Annotated in this window: 15 protein-coding genes and 1 pseudogene; 4 read left to right on the plus strand and 12 right to left on the minus strand. The window is 56.7% G+C overall.

Annotation, left to right across the window (positions count from 1 at the left end):
* Positions 1 to 20 precede the first annotated feature (20 nt).
* From Q363_RS36180 to Q363_RS16155, 9 genes are all read right to left on the minus strand, one after another.
* Complete coding sequence (locus tag Q363_RS36180) at positions 21 to 911, minus strand: polysaccharide biosynthesis/export family protein (RefSeq protein WP_084080421.1); 891 nt, start codon at positions 909 to 911, stop codon at positions 21 to 23.
* The gene (locus Q363_RS16120) at positions 912 to 3206 is read right to left on the minus strand and encodes a GumC family protein (RefSeq protein WP_035352114.1); all 2295 of its coding nucleotides are present in this window, start codon (positions 3204 to 3206) and stop codon (positions 912 to 914) included.
* A 78-nt stretch (positions 3207 to 3284) separates the two neighbouring features.
* Entirely contained in the window at positions 3285 to 4436 is a 1152-nt protein-coding gene (locus Q363_RS16125) for an acyltransferase family protein (protein WP_035352116.1), read from the minus strand.
* Positions 4420 to 5703: a glycosyltransferase gene (locus tag Q363_RS16130; protein WP_169747012.1), complete on the minus strand. Its 1284-nt coding sequence runs from the start codon at positions 5701 to 5703 to the stop codon at positions 4420 to 4422. The genes Q363_RS16125 and Q363_RS16130 overlap by 17 nt, the downstream gene beginning before the upstream one ends.
* Entirely contained in the window at positions 5700 to 6839 is a 1140-nt protein-coding gene (locus tag Q363_RS16135) for a glycosyltransferase family 4 protein (RefSeq protein ID WP_051978865.1), read from the minus strand. Before Q363_RS16135 ends, Q363_RS16130 begins: the two co-directional genes overlap by 4 nt.
* The gene (locus Q363_RS16140; RefSeq protein ID WP_035352118.1) at positions 6836 to 7792 is read right to left on the minus strand and encodes a glycosyltransferase family 2 protein; all 957 of its coding nucleotides are present in this window, start codon (positions 7790 to 7792) and stop codon (positions 6836 to 6838) included. The genes Q363_RS16135 and Q363_RS16140 overlap by 4 nt, the downstream gene beginning before the upstream one ends.
* A 65-nt stretch (positions 7793 to 7857) precedes the next feature.
* A complete protein-coding gene (locus Q363_RS16145; RefSeq protein ID WP_051978866.1) occupies positions 7858 to 8958 on the minus strand; it encodes an endo-1,4-beta-xylanase in 1101 nt (366 codons plus the stop codon).
* A 96-nt stretch (positions 8959 to 9054) separates the two neighbouring features.
* Positions 9055 to 9954, minus strand: a complete 900-nt coding sequence (locus Q363_RS16150; RefSeq protein ID WP_084080423.1) for a WecB/TagA/CpsF family glycosyltransferase — start codon at positions 9952 to 9954, stop codon at positions 9055 to 9057.
* Positions 9955 to 10091: 137 nt separating this feature from the next.
* Complete coding sequence (locus tag Q363_RS16155; protein ID WP_035352120.1) at positions 10092 to 11648, minus strand: hypothetical protein; 1557 nt, start codon at positions 11646 to 11648, stop codon at positions 10092 to 10094.
* A 723-nt stretch (positions 11649 to 12371) separates the two neighbouring features.
* On the opposite strand from Q363_RS16155, the pseudogene Q363_RS46300 reads away from it, so the two are divergent.
* Positions 12372 to 12482, plus strand: a pseudogene (locus Q363_RS46300) (transposase); the annotation flags it as partial.
* A 29-nt stretch (positions 12483 to 12511) separates the two neighbouring features.
* On the opposite strand, the gene Q363_RS40615 reads toward Q363_RS46300, so the two are convergent.
* Complete coding sequence (locus Q363_RS40615) at positions 12512 to 12706, minus strand: hypothetical protein (protein WP_157466989.1); 195 nt, start codon at positions 12704 to 12706, stop codon at positions 12512 to 12514.
* 269 nt (positions 12707 to 12975) lie between these two features.
* Between Q363_RS40615 and Q363_RS46305 the strand changes: the two genes are divergently transcribed.
* Positions 12976 to 13479, plus strand: coding sequence for a protein kinase domain-containing protein (locus tag Q363_RS46305; protein ID WP_425387688.1), 504 nt, complete (start codon positions 12976 to 12978; stop codon positions 13477 to 13479).
* Positions 13409 to 13801 (plus strand): PilZ domain-containing protein, encoded by a 393-nt coding sequence (locus Q363_RS16170; protein WP_245632265.1) that lies wholly within the window; start codon positions 13409 to 13411, stop codon positions 13799 to 13801. The genes Q363_RS46305 and Q363_RS16170 overlap by 71 nt, the downstream gene beginning before the upstream one ends.
* A gap of 12 nt (positions 13802 to 13813) precedes the next feature.
* On the opposite strand, the gene Q363_RS16175 is transcribed toward Q363_RS16170, so the two are convergent.
* Together Q363_RS16175 and Q363_RS16180 are read right to left on the minus strand one after the other, a co-directional pair.
* Positions 13814 to 14758, minus strand: a complete 945-nt coding sequence (locus tag Q363_RS16175; protein WP_035352128.1) for an MBL fold metallo-hydrolase — start codon at positions 14756 to 14758, stop codon at positions 13814 to 13816.
* Between the two features lie 60 nt (positions 14759 to 14818).
* Positions 14819 to 15286, minus strand: a complete 468-nt coding sequence (locus Q363_RS16180) for a YybH family protein (RefSeq protein WP_035352130.1) — start codon at positions 15284 to 15286, stop codon at positions 14819 to 14821.
* 101 nt (positions 15287 to 15387) lie between these two features.
* Between Q363_RS16180 and Q363_RS16185 the strand changes: the two genes are divergently transcribed.
* Positions 15388 to 17541 (plus strand): molybdopterin-containing oxidoreductase family protein, encoded by a 2154-nt coding sequence (locus Q363_RS16185; protein ID WP_051978868.1) that lies wholly within the window; start codon positions 15388 to 15390, stop codon positions 17539 to 17541.
* Positions 17542 to 17836: the final 295 nt, after the last annotated feature.

Raw genomic sequence — 17836 nt, forward strand, 5'->3', positions numbered from 1 at the left:
CCTTGTTCACAGAAGCAATTCTAGTGAATGTATATTGCGGCGGAAGTAGCCGACGCCAGTATCGATTGGCCATTCACCGCAACATTCCTCAAAAAGCTGAATGGAACGTAGACCACATCGTCTGGCATCAAGGCGATATCCGCTTTTTTCCCTTTCTGCATCGCATTGATCGGCAGGTCGATCTCCTCCACACCTGTCGGTGTTTTGCGAACAAGCTTTGATTTTCCAACCGCTGCTGAGTGGTTTGCCGAGCCTGCAAGCGAAATGGCCTCAAGCACAGTCATCTTTGAATTGTTGGTGCTTATGGGGTAGCCGCCTGGCTTCAATACATCGCCGAGCACATAGACGACCGCAGCCTTTGGCACGACCACTGTATCGCCAGGGTAGACCATTGGATCGTCACTCAACGCTGTTCCGGCGACATTGGAGAAATAGTACTCAATCTTCTGGTTCGGATCACCATGTCGCTCAATGGTAATGTGCCTATCTGCAACATCAGTCAATCCACCTGCCAACGCGAGCACTTCGATGACTTTGCGGCGCGTGTCGATTTCGTATACTCCCGGCTTCAGCACCTGCCCCATCACCGAGGCGTTCTGGGTGGCATATGCATCCACTCGCACTGTCACCTGCGGGTGCAGCATGATAGCTGCGGCGATGAGTCGCTGCTCAATCTCTTTCGCTGCCTGACCAGGCGTGAGATTGGCTACCTTCACATTTCCTACAAAGCTAATCGGAATCTCCCCGGTATCGGTCACTCTGGCACGCTGCTCCATCTCCGGTGTATCGTAGACCTGAATGTGCAGTGCATCCCCAGGACCAATCAATAGACTCTCTTTCTGAGCCGGCGAACTTGTCGCAAGACCGAGAGTAAGGAAGAACAGAGTGCAAATTCGATTTAGATTATTCATCTAAGCCCTCACAGATTTACTTCCGAGATATTCGTAAAATACATGCCCCGCAGCGGGATGTTCGCGTACGCCATTGACGAGGATGTTGATCTTGCGGCCGCTCTCCGATGGCACTGCTTCCAACATCTGGTAGCTTCTCTCGAGCGCTGATAGGGGCGTCTTTTGATGCCGGGCAATCAGCAGGACCGAGGAAACGAACGAACTCAGAATGACTGAATCCGTCACTGGCAGTATGGGTGGAGCGTCCAGAATCACCAGATCATACTGCGATTCCCAGACTTTCAATAAAGTCGCCATGTGACCTGACGACAGGAGCTCCGCAGGATATGGTGGCACAGGTCCAGCGGGCATAAGATCGAGACCCGGGACCTCGGGCACCGGAATCATCGCAGAGGCGCCATCGTCTGAAAGCCCAGTCAACACAGCGCTCAACCCAGTCTGCCCGTCAATCTGCAGATCCCTGTGCAGTCGCGGCCTGCGCAGGTCCGCATCACATAGCAACACACGCTTCCCTTGCTGAGCGAAGAGGATGGCAAGGTTCCAGCTTATAAAACTCTTACCTTCTCCTGCCAGCGGGCTCGTCACCAACACCGATCGCGGAGGCGCTCCGCTGCGAGACAGCATCAAAGAGGTGCGGAGCGAGCGGAGCGACTCCACAAATATTGAGCGTGGACTACCGAGCGTTGGCAGAAAGATAAGCGGAGAGCTCGCTATCGAATGTTTTCCTGCAGGTAAATTCACATGCTCTTTCTGATATGGCAACACAGAAAGCGGAATTTCTCCCAGTTCTCGTGAGATCTCCCGTACGTCCTGAACCTTGGTGTCTGTCACATCACGCAGCAGTGCCAAAGCCGTACCGACAAACAGTCCTGCAACGATCGAGCCAAATAAATAGAGGATTGTCACAGGTTTGGCCGGCTTATCGGCTGCACGTGCCGGATCAACGATGGAAATATTCGTTGAGCGTAGACCTGCCAGCAGTCCTGATTCCTTAAGATGCTTTAAAAGATCTTCGTAGAGGGTGCGGCTCTGGTCGGCTTCCTGCCGGGCCATCTGATATTCAATGGTCTTGTTGTTTAGCGCCTCTGCCTGACCTTTCTCAATCTCGAAATCTTTGCGTGTACTCTGCTCTGTTTGCTGAGCGACGACAAAGTCATTGTGCGCGCGCCCCGCGACACGATCGACCTCAGCTCGAATCGCTCCTTGTACTGCATCCAAGTTGCCGCGAATCTCAGCAAGCTTCGGATAGGAGGCGCCAAACTTCGCAGAAAGTTCCTGCAGTTGCCCTTGAAGATTCGCCTCCTGCAATCGAAGATTCTGAATGAGCGTCAACGAACTGCCAATACCCGAAGACGAACTTGCCAAGATCGTATTTCCGCTCAATCCCGAGATCATCTCCGGATTGCCGGACTTCACGACATCGTAAATTGCTCCTTTCAGAATACGATTTGATTGTGCCTGCGCCACCGCCTGCGTTGCCATCTGTAGCTTGTCAAGCGTCGGACTGTAAACCTGATCCTTGCCTTGTCGATCGACTTCACCCAGAGCAAAGACTCCCGAGTCCTGTCGTAGTTTGACTACTTTCGCCTGTAACTCCTGTGTCTGTGCGCGGAGATCATCAAGTTGTCCGCTTAACCATGACGACGCCTGTGTCGTCGCATCAAAGCGCGTCTGAAACCCTGTCTCAATCAACCCCTGCAGCATGCGATTCACGACTGCGGCTGCCAGTTGTGGGTCGGGGCTTAGGTACTCCACATCGATAAGCCGTGTACCATCGACAACCTTCACCGTAAGCTTGCTATGAAAAACCCTTAGAACCTGCATTCTTCGGTGGGGAGAGTTATCGAGTGACGCTCCCTGAGGATCAGGTCTTCCCTTCGAGCTTAGAAGCCCAAAGACCCAACCGACCGGACTCCATTTTTCCTGGTAGTCTGCCGTTTGATCGAGGTGGAGCTCGTTGATCACACGCAGCGCTAGAGAGTCCGATTGCAGAATCATCGCTTGCGTATGAAGGACCATGTTCTCTTCAAGCGCATCGGAGGGAACATCTGCATTTGTCTGCAACCCCAGCGAACTAGCGGAGTCCTTTTGAACCTGGATCTCTCCGATGGAGCGATAGCGGCGGGTTGAGACCATGAGAGCCAGAATACCGAGCAGTAAGAAAACTGCTATTGCGCCATAGATAATTCTCCGGCGGCGCCGCAGCATCATCCATATCTCTCGAAGCGTGAGTTCGGACGGCGACGAGCCCGCGGAAACAACAACATTTGAGGACTGGAATGCGAGCTTATCCACATCGACCTTCCTTTACGGTGAACACAAGATTGATGACAAGCACCGAGACAGAGATGCGTGGTAACAGAAAATATTCACTCAGACTGGCCGGCTGAGAACTCTGGCGAAACGGTCCTTCAGACGCAAGAAAGGCGATTCCACCCAACGATAAGAGGCAAACGCCAGAATCGTTGTCAGAACAAACCCAAACGCTTTCGTAGCAAGCTGTGCAGTTCCCGAAACCGGATGAAGGAGGCTCTTCGCAATGAGCAGCCCTATGAGATGCAACAGATAGAGCCCGTAGCTCACCTTACCCAGGCTCACTACCCATGTCCCCGTAAGCAACTTACTGCGGCTGTGAAGGCAGCCGTACAACATCGCTCCAGCGGAGAGTGCAATGATCAGGCGCCCAAGCACCTCACGCATGCTGATTGGCCCCGGCTGATCGGTAAGCCATGCTGACGCGACAATCCACCCTGCGAGTCCACTCGCTACTAGCAGGAGACGCACCCCGCGCGTAAGCTTCGGCAGACTATCCGCAAACAACGCAAGCAAAATGCCTAAAGCGATGGAGTCACAGCGTGCCGTACTTCCGTAATAGATGAAACCTCCACTGACACCGGCAAGTACAAAGCCGATTCGGCACACCGTCGCGAGTAGAAACAGGATGATGCCGGATATGATCATGCCGTGACGATCAAGAGCCTTCACCATCACGGGCCAGATCAGATAGAACTGCTCCTCAATTGAGACTGTCCACAACGGAAAGGCTATCGACTCCGGCCGCCCGAAGGCCGCGTGCACCCAATTGCCAATGAAAAGAAGATATCCTGCAACGTAATACCACGGCAGGCTCTGCTTCGCCATCGTATGTGAGAGCACAACGCCCAATGCAATCACCAGGAAATACAAAGGCCAGATGCGCAGAATTCTTCTGTAGTAAAAGAATCGGAGTGAGATTCCACCTGTCTCCTGCTTTTCCTTCAGTAGGAGTGAGGTAATTAAGAACGCACTTAGTGCGAAGAAAAGATCGACACCCGCCGCTCCGGATTTTACTGTCGCGCCCCACAGCCAAGGCAATGGCAGATGGAGGCCACGATAGAACGATGCTTCGAAAGGCAAGGTATGACAGATGAAGACTCCGAGGAACGCGTAGTATCGCAAGCCATCCAGCTCCGGCTGGTAGAAACGGCGCGAAACGGGCGCACTCGATGACGCAACCTCGCTCAAGATTTCAGTTGATAGACCCACCGTCAACGCTCCTTCTACCGTATTGGTTCCGCGATTCATACAGGAGATCACTCTGAACTACCTGTAAAGAGCTGGGCATTCTATCGATAGAGATATTGAACTCCAAAGACCTTATAGCGTGATAGTCGAGACGAGAGTCGCGCGACGATAGCAAGTATCCGAAGAGGTCCTCCAGACGCTCGGTCTGCCGTGCAAGGTTGAAGTTCTCTAGGACGCGCTTCCGACCGGCGACACTGAAACGCTGCCATAGGTGGTCGTCTTGCAACAGCTTGAGAATCGCTTCTGCCAATGCCTCATGGTCGCCTTCCGCTACCAACAACCCGGTACGGCCGTCATCTACTGCCTCTGGGATTCCGCCGCTTCTGGTGCTGACAACGGGAAGTCCCATTGCCTGAGCTTCGATGAATACAATGCCAAAGCCCTCCGCGTCACCTGAGGACGCAATTACACTCGGCACACAAAAAACCGCTGCCCGCGCCATCCACTCCTGCACCACAGTTGCTGGCTGTGCGCCCAAAAAGCGGCAGCATATGTGTCGAGTGGCAGCCAACTCCTCGCACTCGGCGCGCAACGGGCCATCCCCAATTACGATCAGCTCGGCCTTTGCATTGCAACGTTGTACCGCAACCATCGCTTCGATCAGACTTCGGCAACCCTTCTTTTCCACCAAACGACCGACGAACAAGATAACCGGCTCGCGCAGCCCAGACTGGGGCGGCTCAAACCGTGTCACATCGACCCCAATATAGTGAACGATCGTGCGGTCAGCCGGATATCCTCGCTCAATCGCTCGCGAGCGTACGTACTCGGAGCATGCAACGAAAAGTGCTCCTTCCGTTTGCAGCCGCGAGCGCCCCTTCAGGTACTCGCGTCCAAGCCGCGTTGCACTGATGGCCTCGTCGCTCATGGTCACGTCATAACCATGCAATGCAGTCACGAGGGGCACTCCAAGTTGTTTGGCAAGCCGCATCGCTGCGTAGCCGTCCAGTGCGAAGTGCGCATAGACGAGACGTGGCGACTGTGCCCGTAGCTGCGCAATCTCACCGAAGGTAGGGCCTAAATATCGGAAACGCAACTCCCGCAATCGACCCCTACGGCCACCGTCATCAGCCGTCCAGCTTCCGTCCTCAGGCAGATCCAGTCCGGCCACTCTGCGCCAGCCGACGAAGTATGGCTCGAACCGTTTCATCGCCGCAGCCTGCGTGACGATAAACGTCTCGGAGCGTGGCAATAGTTGAATGCGGAAGATCACGACTCCCTCGTTCATAGCGCCGCCCATACTCCAGCCTTATGTTCGGTCCCTATTACCTTGTGGTATAGCTGCTCGTACTGCGGTGCGATCTCTGCCCAGGAGAACCGCCGCGTTGCCGCCCGTGCTGCCTCCCCGATCGCCAGCAATTTTTCCTGTGGCATCGCCAGCACATGCTCAATCCGGGTGGAGAGATCTGTCGCATCTACGTCCGCCAAGAAGCCGCTCACTCCATCCTGAATCACGTCGGGATGCGCTCCAACTCCAGTCACTACAGGTACTGTCGCCGCACTCATCGCTTCAATCGTTGATAGTCCAAATCCTTCGTAGTTCGAGGCAGACACAAAGAGATGCGCCCGTTCCAATAAGCTATACAGAGTCGAACGACTGGTCGCGCCGTGGAAACGCACCCTTTCACCCAGCCCAAGCTCAACAGCACGGCGCTCAAGGGAGGCCTGCAGCCCGGCGTAATCCGCTCCAACCCACTCAAGCCGCATATGTGGATAGCGATCCTTCAAGGGGGCCATCGCCTCCAATACTTTGTGAACGCACTTGTTTTCGGCCAGTCGCGAGATGCCCAACATCAGGCCGGGCTCCACTCTCTTCCGCAGGCTCCAGAAACGATCTATGTTGGCACCGTTTTCAATGAGGTGGATGCTCCGCAACGGCACGATCTCCCCAAATTTTTCGCGATCCTGCTGGCTTACGCACACCACCGCTCCCACCCCGGCCAGCGACATGCGCGTTACGGTCTTGAAGTACATCTGCTTAAAGCGAGTTGCCCATTGCGTGTGAAAGATGCCTCCATGCGTACTGACCACCAGGGGGATTCGATGGATCAGGCGCATCAGGCTTAGGTAGTCCACAAAGAAATCGATGGCATGAATATGCACAAGGTCGTAGCCGCGGATTTCCGTAAGCGCGGCAGGCGCAACTGGATAACGACGAGGTCCCCAATGACGCATGCGCCGGACCTCCAAACCTGCCTCGACCGACTTCGCGGGCGCCGCTGTGCTAGTCGCAAACAGCGACCGAAGGGTTGCCACCCGCACGGTATGCCCCTTCTGTTGCAGGGCACAACTCAGCCCCTCCACGACGCTCTCGATACCACCCTCGGAGGGAAGAAACTGCCGCGTTAGTTGAAGTATTTTCATCGTGAGTGTACTAATGTGCCCAGTACGGGACGGCGCGCCATCCAATCGCGCAGGCGACGGCGACGGCGACGGGGAAGCAACCACATTGCCAAAAAAATCGCATAGTCGCGGACTGTACTCCTGCCATGGCGTAAAACTTCTAAGAGCAGTGTGGGGAAGGCACGCCATTCTCCCTGTTCCGAAGCTTCCGGAGCGATTTGGTGAAAAACAAATCCAGTCAATGCCCTTGGCGTAAAGAGATGCCGATCACTACGCACCCATGCGAGCGAGTATCGCCAGTTCGCCCTACTGCTTACCGAGGCGCGTTCCTCCTCGATGTAGTGAATCGCCAGAACCTCGTTCACGAACATAACTTTCGCTCCAGGCAATCGCCCTACTCGCAGTAGCCACTCGGTATCCTGATGTTTCAACTGACCACTCTTGAAAGGCTGAGCCTGCATAAGCGCTCGCTGTACAAAGAAGGTCGACGTCTGGATCGACCCTTCGCCGCGTGAAAGTGTGCGACGCGCCAACAGATACTCGCAGATCTGCTCCTCCGGCTCCGGCATTCGACGTGGCCACACATAGTCACTACCCGGCGTACGCGCGATAATCTTGCAGGTTCCGATCACGACGGGTGCCGTCAATACTGTGACCGCCTCAAGCTGAGCCTGGAGTTTGCCCGGCAACCACTCATCATCATCATCGAGAAACGCAACCCATTCACCTGAAGCCGCATCCACACCGCGATTGCGTGCATCGGATCCTCCGACACTAGTTTCTAAAGCGATCACACGCACACGTGCGTCCTCTCGCACCAAATCTTCCAGAGCGCGCTCCGTTGGCGGATCATCTCCGTCGATGACGATAACCGCCTCAATATCACGCAGTGTCTGAGCTAGCACACTCCGCACCGCCCGCAGCAAGAGCTCAGGTCGCCCGCGCGTCGGAATGACAGCCGAAACAAGAGCCATAGCTAAAACTCCTTAAGATCTTTGTGTTAGCAGAGCGTTAGGGCTTTCTAAAAATGCATCACGGATCAAACACGACGAGGCGCCGCCTCGAGCGCCTCAGCGATAGCGAAGTACGCCGGCTTCGGCTGGCAATTTATGTCGAATGCAAGGGGCCGCACAGGCAAACCATCCTTGCGCGGACGATATCCGGAGATCCAACTGAAGGCGTCTGAGAGTCCCCACGCGACTACACCTTTCACCGCAGGTTGTCGCAAGCTTGCGGTAAGAAACTTCCTGTAAATGTCGGCAACGATCTTGTCACGTTCTCCGACATCTGCTGGAAGACTCGAATCTTGTATGTCCAATTCCGTGATGAAGATCTTCATTTTGCGTTGCGTCAACTCGCTAAGGAAGGCCTCGTAACTCGCATCACCCAACACGTTTGCCTGGTCCCCTCGCAGATGTGCCTCCAGCCCGACACCGTGAATCGGAACGCCCTTTGCAAGCAGTGCATCCAGCTGGTTGAGCATCGCCTTCCGCTTAGCGTCACCAAAACCGTTGGATACTTCGAGGTAGTTTTCGTTCCACACGAGAAGAGCTTTCGGATCGGCGGCCGCTGTCGCGCGGAACGCTTGCTCGATGTAGCTGACACCAATGTTTTGCAGCCAGAGATTAGACCGAAGACCATCCGGCCGTTGACTACCTGGATCGAGCGCCTCGTTCACGACATCCCAGGAGTACAGCTTGCCGGCGAAGTGCCCAGCGACCTTCTGAATATGGTCTAACATTACGGTCCGGGCCGTTACCGGCGAGAGCTGCCCTGGAACCCATACAGGCAGGGAATCGTGCCACACCAACGTATGGCCGCGCACCTTGATACGATTTGTTGCGCAGAATGCTACAAGCTGGTCGGCGGTACTGAAGTCATATATACCTGGTTGACGACTAAGCGAGTTCCACTTCATCTGCAGTTCTGGCGTCGCAATATCGCACTGCGATACAAACAATTGTTTGTATGCAGGCGATTGCTCGAAATACTTGAGTGCAAGGGATGAGCCGAACATCAGCCCCTTTTGATCAGCTAGCTGTTTTAGCGGGGCTGCCGCAGCCTGCACTGCCGTCTCAAGCGAAGCCCATTTCGTGACTGCCGTCGCGCTTAGCATTGTCACAAAGTCTCTGCGATTCATGGCGAGTTGGCCTCCTGAGAGCTTGTTGCCAGCGAGGGCAATGTTGATGAAGCGGAACGCGATGGTCGTACGGAAAGCAACTCCAGGACATTTGCCTCAACCTTCTCTCTGTGTCGTGACCTTCAGCTTTCCTCCACCTCGCAGGTAATCCATAATCAGCAGCGCCAAAATATACCAAGGCTCGACGAGATAGCGGCCGAAGAGGCGGCGCGGCTCATTCACCAGCCGAGAAGCCCACTCCAATCCCACTCGCCCCATCCAACGTGGCGGCGTCTTCACCGCTCCCGCAACGTAATCCATAGCCGCGCCACTTGACGACAAAATCACATGCGCCTCTATTCGAGCGAAGTTGTCATGAGTCCAGTACTCCTGCCGCGGCATGCTCATGCCCACCATCAGTATGTCGGGCTTGTAGGCATTGATCCGTTGCAACAATGATTCGTTCTCCAGACTGCCCTGTCGCGCGTCGAAGTATCCGTCGCTCACTTCGATCTGAAGCGTCGGGTACTGCCCGCGTAGCACCGCCGCACCCTTCTCCGCAACGCCTTTAGGCGATCCGAGATAGAAGACGCGCCAGCCTTTGGAAGCAGCCAACTCCATCAATGGATGGGTCCAATCAGCAAGCGTTACCCGATGGTTGCGCTTCAATGGATAGCCGTAGAGGCGCCCCAATACTACCAATGGCATCCCATCAATGAATGTCCAGTGTGCACCTGCATAAAAGTCGCGCAGCTTCGGCGACCGGAGAAACAGGTACACACTATGCAGGTTGTGGTTTGTGATTATCCACTTCCGCTGTTCAGTAATTGCTCGCTCCGTCAAGTCATTCAACTCATTCATGGACTTGGGGTGCAGTGTCAATCCAAAAAACGAAATCCCGCTAGTATCTGGACTTCTCTCTGAGGACCGACAATCAGAATTGCCGTTTATTTGCAACTTGTCTTCGTGGCCGCGGCTTGCTTCGCCAGGATCGGATGTTGGGTTGTATGTGTGCATAATCTCGATGCGGCGTCCACGACGATAGTATGGTTGGGCCAGCAGCCCGGACAATGAAGAGAAATACCTGAATCGTTCTTCTCATGCGCATTAGTATCGATCGATTTCTGCTCTAAAGTGCTAAAGCTAACCATGAATTAGAAGCAGGCATAGCCAACAACAAATGCAGTGGCTGCATTTAGCGGTATCGGTCCAGTGGACAGGACAAATCCGGTAGTGGTAGGCGGATTGATATACAAGCTTTTTAGCGCCGCCACTGCCGATGCATTCTGAGCTGCAGGGATACAGACATTTGGTTGCTGAGCCAGAGGGGTTGCAAAGGTAATCGTCGCTACAATGGCGGACGCTGCCGGAGTCGAACCCGTTTTGAACACGACTGAACCGGAAACGTTCGTGCTACCGGGAGCGAGTGATACATTTTCCGGCACCATGCCCGCGCCAGGTCCAGCGGAGATCAAGGGAAGAGCAGAGTTGCCAACGAACTGCGACGCGGAGAGCGTACCGGCATTGAGCCCCCCGGAGGCGTCGGCATTTACTCCATTTCCAAGGCAGAGTACTGGGGTCCCTGTGACGCACGGAGAAAAACCAACATAGTTTGCAGCAGTCGTCGGTCCGGTGGACCAACCTAAGACATAAGGGCCGCCAAGCCTCATGTTGTTTGAAAAGATAGCGAGCGCTGGGATGTTTGAAAATCGCATTAGGATGCTGTTATCGGAGTTCCATCCGAAGCTGTAGGTGGAACGGTTGATCTCCGTCGTCCCGTTCCATGTAAGCACTGCACCGGGGGCGATCGTGTTCGTCATGGAGGCCCCTAAGCTATTCACAAATCCGTTCGCAACAAACTGAGCGGACGGACCAAGATTGAGCAAAGTAGACCCAGTGCAGGGGCCAGAGGTATTGATGCACTCTCCCCGCAGGAAGACAGTGTCGTCACCCCAGTTCCCTCCTACTTTTCCGGTTCCACTCACTGACATAGCCGTGCCGGTGGCGTCAGAAGTCGCGACAATTGCGTCGATATAACTGTGGTACAAAAGAGTTGCGGTCTCTACGGAAAAGCCAATTTGATTCGTTCTGACCTGTGCGCGGAAACCCCGAATTGATGCGTAGCCAAAGCTCTGAGTGAGCACGTTACCTGCAGTATTGGTAAAACGCATTGCAATTGAGTTATTGTTCGCAATTAAGTCCACAAGAGCCATCCCCTCAGTGAAGGAGACCGTGTTGTCAAACCAATAGGCAGCCGATGTGGGTGTTCCATTGAAATTATTCACTGCTACATTTGTGAGGTGGATGTTGGAGATATCCCCGGCATGGATACCGCTGGTGGCTGTTGAGGACGCATTGTAGATTGAGCAATTCTGGACTGACGGGCCTTGATTTGGCTGGGTCGGGGCAGGCCCCGAAATCTGTACGCTGGGCAGAATGCGTATAGCGTCCCCCGACCCTGTATACGTCAGAATGGTACCGGGCTCGCAGCGCAAGTTCACATATGGGGAGTTGAGGACAATCGTTGCGAATTGGCGATAGGTGCCCGCAGGAATCGTGACCGTCCCTTGTGCCCATGTTTGTGAATTCTGAGTCACGGTAGGTAACGAAGCAATCTGGTTATTGACCACAACTCCAATGTCCCAGGTCTGTGCAGTTCCAGACGCGCCGCTCCCAACAAATATCGAAAATGCAAGAATGAGCTTCTTCATCGCAGTCGCCTCTATTCATGAAAATTCTCTAGACGGTGTCACAGTTATGAAGCAAGCAACGTTCATGAGAGAACGTTGGATCGACGCAGTCCTTCATCTCGATAATGGAAATTCTTGTCATCCGTTTCATCAAAAACTCAACCATCCCGACCACCCGGGAGTTAGATATTCTCCCGCGTCCGCTTCAATGGTCCGTGGTCCCGTTGGAAAAGTTATCTCCACTTGTAGCTGCAGGCTATTTTTCGCATCCAGGCTATTTTTCGCATCAAGGAGGGGCAAGAGGATGATCCTCCCGGTAATACTGTCGCTATCTGACGCCGATCTCTAGGGAACTGGCACCCGTGCCCCAAAGCCCCATTCATCTCATCAGTCCCGTAAACTCTAGTCTAAGAAACGCTTAATTCAATGTGTCTTAATACGTGACTCGCGATTGTCACTCACCGAGATTCAGATCGCACTGGTAACCGATGGGATTGTGCCCATGGTTTTTGTGACGATTTAGGGGGTCACCTCACAGCGTGGGTCCATTATGGGTCCAATAAGCGTTGCGTCGGATTATTTTCCGCTCTTTAGCGTATGGATAGGTTTCGCTAAGCTATTCAAATTGCGTCGTTTCTAGGGTTGGGGTGGGTGAGGTCGCTAGTTCGAATCTAGAGTCTGTTATGAACGTTGCACCCAGCTAGCTTCTTTGCGTGTGGAGGTTTGTTTGATGAGCATGGAGGGATGGGGAACAAGGGGCAGGTTGGATATCCAAGCGATGTGACGGACGAGGAGTGGGCGTTTGTGGCGCCGTATCTCCTGTTGTGCCGGGAGGACGCTGCGCAGCGGGAGTACTCTGTGCGAGCGGTCTTACACTTCTGCCGTCAATTTGCCGGGCACTCCAGGCAAAGATGGGTCAGCAAAGACAGTCCGTTGAGAAGTTGTTCGGCGACGCCCTGGATATGGCGCCCGAGGCCGGGCGTGCGTTTCTCGATGCCGCGTGCCAGGATGAGCCGGAATTGAAGCACCTGGTCGAACAAACTATTGATGGAAGACGAGCGCGCCGACAGCTTCCTCAAAGAGCCTCCTTACGATTTTCCTACAAAGGTCGGAATCCACACTCATACCATTGCGCTGACCCCAGGCACCAGACTTGGCCGTACGAGATCCTCGCAGCGGTCGGTGCTGGTGGAATGGGAGAGGTGTATCGCGCGCGTGACACGCGTCTCGGCCGCGACGTCTCTGTCAAAATTGTTTCAACCCATCTTTCGTTCGATCCTGATCTGAACGGCGGTTTGAGCGCGAAGCGCGAGCCGTCTCTCTGCTCACACATCCGAATATTTGCTGTCTGTATGACATCTGCTCGCAGGACGGAATTGATTTCATCGTCATGGAGTATTTGGAGGGCGAAACCCTTGCTGACCGGCTGGCAACTGGTCTGCTCCCCTTGCAGCAGGCGATGAAGATAGTCGTGGAGATTGCCGATGCTCTCGACAAGGCTCACCAGGAGGGCATCATCCATAGGGATTGGAAACTTGGCAACATCATGCTCACCAAATCTGGTGCGAAGCTGATGGACTTCGGATTGGCCAAGCCGGTCACCGCGACGATCATTACCGTCCCTCGGGCTTCGTCACAGACTCCGTGTCCGCCAACGATGAGTGTGACAGCTCTGACCGCGCAAAGGGCGATGTGGTTGTCGTCCGCAATGCTGACGATCTTGCGGCCTCTTCGTTTTTGGGCAGCGATACTTTGCAGGACAATGCGCACGAGGTTTGAGAGTGTTCAACGAAAACCAGTTTGGCGTCGAGCGACCGGGCGTGGAGCCGGAGACCGTGCAGCCGCGAGGTGAGGAGCGCCGCCGCCACGCGCGCTACGCGGTCGATGGCGATGCCGACGTGCTGGTGGCCGACAGCTCGCAAATCTTCCGCGGAAGGATTCGCGACATCAGCCTCTCCGGCTGCTTCATCGAGACGCGGGCGCGCCTGCGCATGGGCGTCGGGACACCGGTCGAAATGGTCTTCCGCGCCAACGGTGTAATGCTGCGCACCGCGGCGACCGTGCGGGCGGTGCGGATGGGAGCCGGCGCGGGATTTCTGTTCGACGGTCTCAACGCCCGAATGCAGGACGAGTTGGAGACGCTGATCGAAGCTCTCGAAGGCCGCGGGGGCTAGGCAATGGCGATCTCACACGCCCTGATACACAAAGCGCGTGAACATCTCAGGCGTAGTAAATCCTTTGCCCCACTTCTCGTCGAAGGCGACCGTAGGTTTGGCGGCGATGGTCTCGTCGATGCTCTTTCCCTGCTTCCTCAGATCGGCTACCTTGTCGCGAATTGCGGACAGCATCTCCAGAGATTCTGAGACCTGCTGCTTGTCGCCCACCGGACCGTGGCCCGGAATCACAATCGTCGATGTGGTTCCGGTGGCCAGCGTGCGCTTTGTTGCGCGGATCATGCCGTCGATGTGTCCACCCGTCGAGTAGTCGATGAAGGGATAGACGCCGTTGAACCATGTATCGCCGGTATGCAGCACGTCGGCATCGGCGAAGTGGACTGAGATGTCGGTGTCGGTGTGGGCAGGATCGTAGTGCTCAAGATAGAGCGTGTTCCCGTTCATCTGCAGGGTGTGCTGGCCGGTGAAGATCAGCGTGGGCAGAGCGCCGGCCGGTTCGGAGGGGAAGGTCGCATGAAAGAGCTCAATCTTCTGCGGCGAGGCGAGGCGCTGGCGAGTCTTCTCGTGCGCGATGATGGTCGCGCCGGCGGAGTGCATCCAGAGGTTGCCGTCGGTGTGGTCGTAGTGCCAGTGCGTATTGATCAGGTGCTGGATCGGGTCTGCGCTGATCGCAGCCAGCGCCTCCTGGATGTGCGGCTGCGAACTCGAGATGCCGGAGTCGACCAGCAGCTTGCCCTGTGGCCCCGACAGCACGGCGATGTTGCCTCCCGAACCCTGCACCACGCTGATATTTCCGCGAAGCTTCTGGGTGGTGATCTTTGCGCTCGCGGCGCCGGCGCGGGCCTTGAGGACCATCTCGGGCTGCTGGGGCTCCTGCTGGGCAAAGAGCGAGCGTGACGCGAAGCACGTGGCGGCAGCAGCGGTGGTCGCGAGAAAGTGGCGGCGAGTAACGAGCATGATGAACCTTTCCGTTAGGAGTTGATCATGAAACAGGGCAGAAGCAGCGGGGAAGCGGGCCTAGCCCGTCGTGTGGTCGACGATGATCTTCCAGCCCTTCTCCGTCTTTTCCAGTACCAAAGAGAAGATGCCGTCGGTGTTGCCGCCTTCCTTTTTGCTGCGCTCGAGGTGATAGCGGCCAATCACGACGGCAAAGCGCTCATCGAGCGGGTGGGCCTCGAGCTCGGAGAAGGAGAGCGTGCCCATCGCCGCCTTGTTGGGATAGTCACGGCGGTAGGCATCGACCATTCCGGCAAAGCCGCGGTTGACGGAATTGGTGATAAAGAGTGTGTCGGGCGAGTCTTTATACGCCTGTGAGAAGCCGTCGAGGTCGCCTCGGTTCCACGCGGCCTCCTGCGCCAGCAGAACCTTTATGATGTCCAGCTCCTGCTTAGGAACGGTTGTGAGCTGCTGTTGTTGGGCCAGAGCAGGAAAGCACGCAAACATCAGAGCAAGAAGAGCAGGAAAGAGGCGGAAGCGAAGGGACACGGGTCACCTCAGGGTTTGGCTCCACTGTAGCAAATCGCGGTTGCGCCTTGGGAGTCATAAACGCAGCCGCTACGCTGGCGCGGCAGGAATAGAATGGAGCGATGAGCCAGGAGCTTGTGGACGCGCGAAGCGAAACCCGGACGGCGACGCGTACGGTGCATGCGGTCTGCTCGCATGACTGCCCGGACTCCTGCGGTGTGCTGGTGACGGTCGACGAGCTGAGCGGCCGCGCCGTAAAGGTGCAGGGCGATCCTGCGCACCCGGTCACGCGAGGCTTTCTCTGCGGCAAGGTGGCGAAGTACCTGGACCGTGTCTACTCGCCGGATCGCCTGCTGTATCCCATGCGGCGCAGGGCTGGCGTCCCGAAGGGGCCGCTCGAGCAGGGGCGCGAGGCTGAGGCCTTTGACCGCATCTCGTGGGATGAGGCGCTCGACGAAATTGCTGCGCGCCTGAAGAAGATCGCCGCGGAGCACGGACCGGAGAGCATTCTGCCATACAGCTACGCCGGAACCATCGGCCAGCTTGGCTACGGTTCGATGGATCGCCGCTTCTTCCACCGGCTGGGAGCCTCACAGCTTGACCGCACGGTCTGTTCTTCGGCGGGCGGCACGGCGCTGCTCAGCGTCTATGGCGTGAAGTTGGGGACGTCGCCTGAGGACTTCGCGCATGCTGGTCTGATCATCGCGTGGGGCGCGAACATCCACGGCAACAACATTCACCTGTGGCCGTTCATTGAAGAGGCGCGCAGGAACGGCGCTCGGCTCGTAGTCATCGATCCGTACAGGACGCGCACCGCTACACTGGCCGACGAGCACCTTGCCATTCATCCCGGGACAGACACTGCACTCGCGCTTGGGATGATGCACGTCATCCTTCGCGAGGGCCTCGAAGACAGCGAGTACATCGAGCGCTGCACGCGCGGCTTTGCGGAGCTTCGCGCTCATGCCCTGAAGCCTGAACACGCGCCCGAGGCAGTGGCGAAGATCACCGGAATCGATGCTGCAACGATCGAGCGGTTGGCGCGAGTCTACGCTGCTGCGGGACGCAACGGACGCAAGCCGGCCGCGATCCGACTGAACTACGGGATTCAGCGCAGCGAGAACGGCGGGACGGCGGCGCGCACGGTGGCGATGCTGCCGCTGCTCACTGGCTCGTGGACGCAGCACGGCGGCGGTTTTCAGCTTTCGACCTCGGGCTCCTTTCCGTTCAACTCCAATGCGCTGCAGATGCCGGAGCTGATGAAGGCAAGTCCGCTCGGCCGCGCCGCGCGCGTGGTGAATATGAGCCGGCTGGGCCAGGCGCTCACGCAGCCGGACGCCGGCGTCGGCGGACCTCCGGTGAAGGCGCTCTTCGTCTACAACTCCAATCCCGCGGCTATCGCGCCCAACCAGAACGACGTGCTGACCGGAATGCGCCGCGCCGATCTCTTTATGGTGGTCCACGAGCAGTTCTTCACCGATACGGCCGACTACGCCGACATCGTGCTGCCGGCGCCAACCTTCCTCGAGACGAAAGACGTGCAGGGAGCTTACGGACATCTCTACGCCCAGGTCTCCGCGCAGGCGATTGCTCCGCTGGGCGAGGCGCGGAACAACGTCCGTCTCTTCGGCGAACTCGGCCGGCGGATGGGCTTCGAGGAGAGCTGTTTTGACGATCGCGAGGACGAGCTGATCGACCAGGCTCTCGGAAGCGGCAATCCGTGGTTCCAAGGCATCACGCGGGAGCGGCTGGAGCGCGAGGGCCATGTTCGGCTCACGCTTCCGGTGAATGAGGCTGGCGTGACGCTGCCGTTCTCCTCGCCGGAGTGGTTCCGGACGCCAAGCGGCAGAGGCGAGCTGGTTCCTGTCCCTGTCTTCGCCGCGCCGGTCGAGTCACGCGCCAACGCGCAGCAGTATCCGCTCGAGTTTCTGCCGCGCAAGGCGGACAACTATATGAACTCCACCTTTGCCAACATTCCTCTGCACCAGCGGATGGAGGCGAAGACGGCGGGCGTGCTCGAGATGCATGCCTCGGACGCGGCTCCGCGCGGGATTGTGTCCGGCCACGAGGTGGAAGTCTTCAACGCTCGCGGCAGGGTTACGCTGCGGGCGCACGTCAACGGTCACGTCGGCGCAGGCGTTGTGGCTGCACGGCTGGACTGGAACAAGCTGAGCCGCGACGGCGCTAATGTCAACGCGCTGACCAGCGAGCGGCTGACCGACCTTGGCGGCGGCGCGACGTTCTACTCCACGCTGGTCGAGGTTCGGAAAGCGTGACGCAACTTGAGATTCTGGCGATCCGCGACGCTGAAATGGCGAGCGTGCGACCGTTTTTGCGCGACTCCCGGGCGGAACCGGGGCCAAATTAGGCAAAGGGAACGGTTTATCGAGCGCTCGAACTCGCTAAGGCCCTGTGCGCTCCCATATAATCGAGACTCCCCCATCAGGAACCGGCGGGGCGTGATTTTCAGAGCAGTGAGGGTGTGCGTATCTTTACCGTAGATCGAGAGAGCGGAAGCTCCCTGAAAAGTGTGACCAGGCCTGTGTGCACGCGCTCCAGCTGCTCCCGCAT

This window comes from Edaphobacter aggregans DSM 19364 (genome assembly GCF_000745965.1).
GTDB classification, from domain to species: Bacteria; Acidobacteriota; Terriglobia; order Terriglobales; family Acidobacteriaceae; genus Edaphobacter; species Edaphobacter aggregans.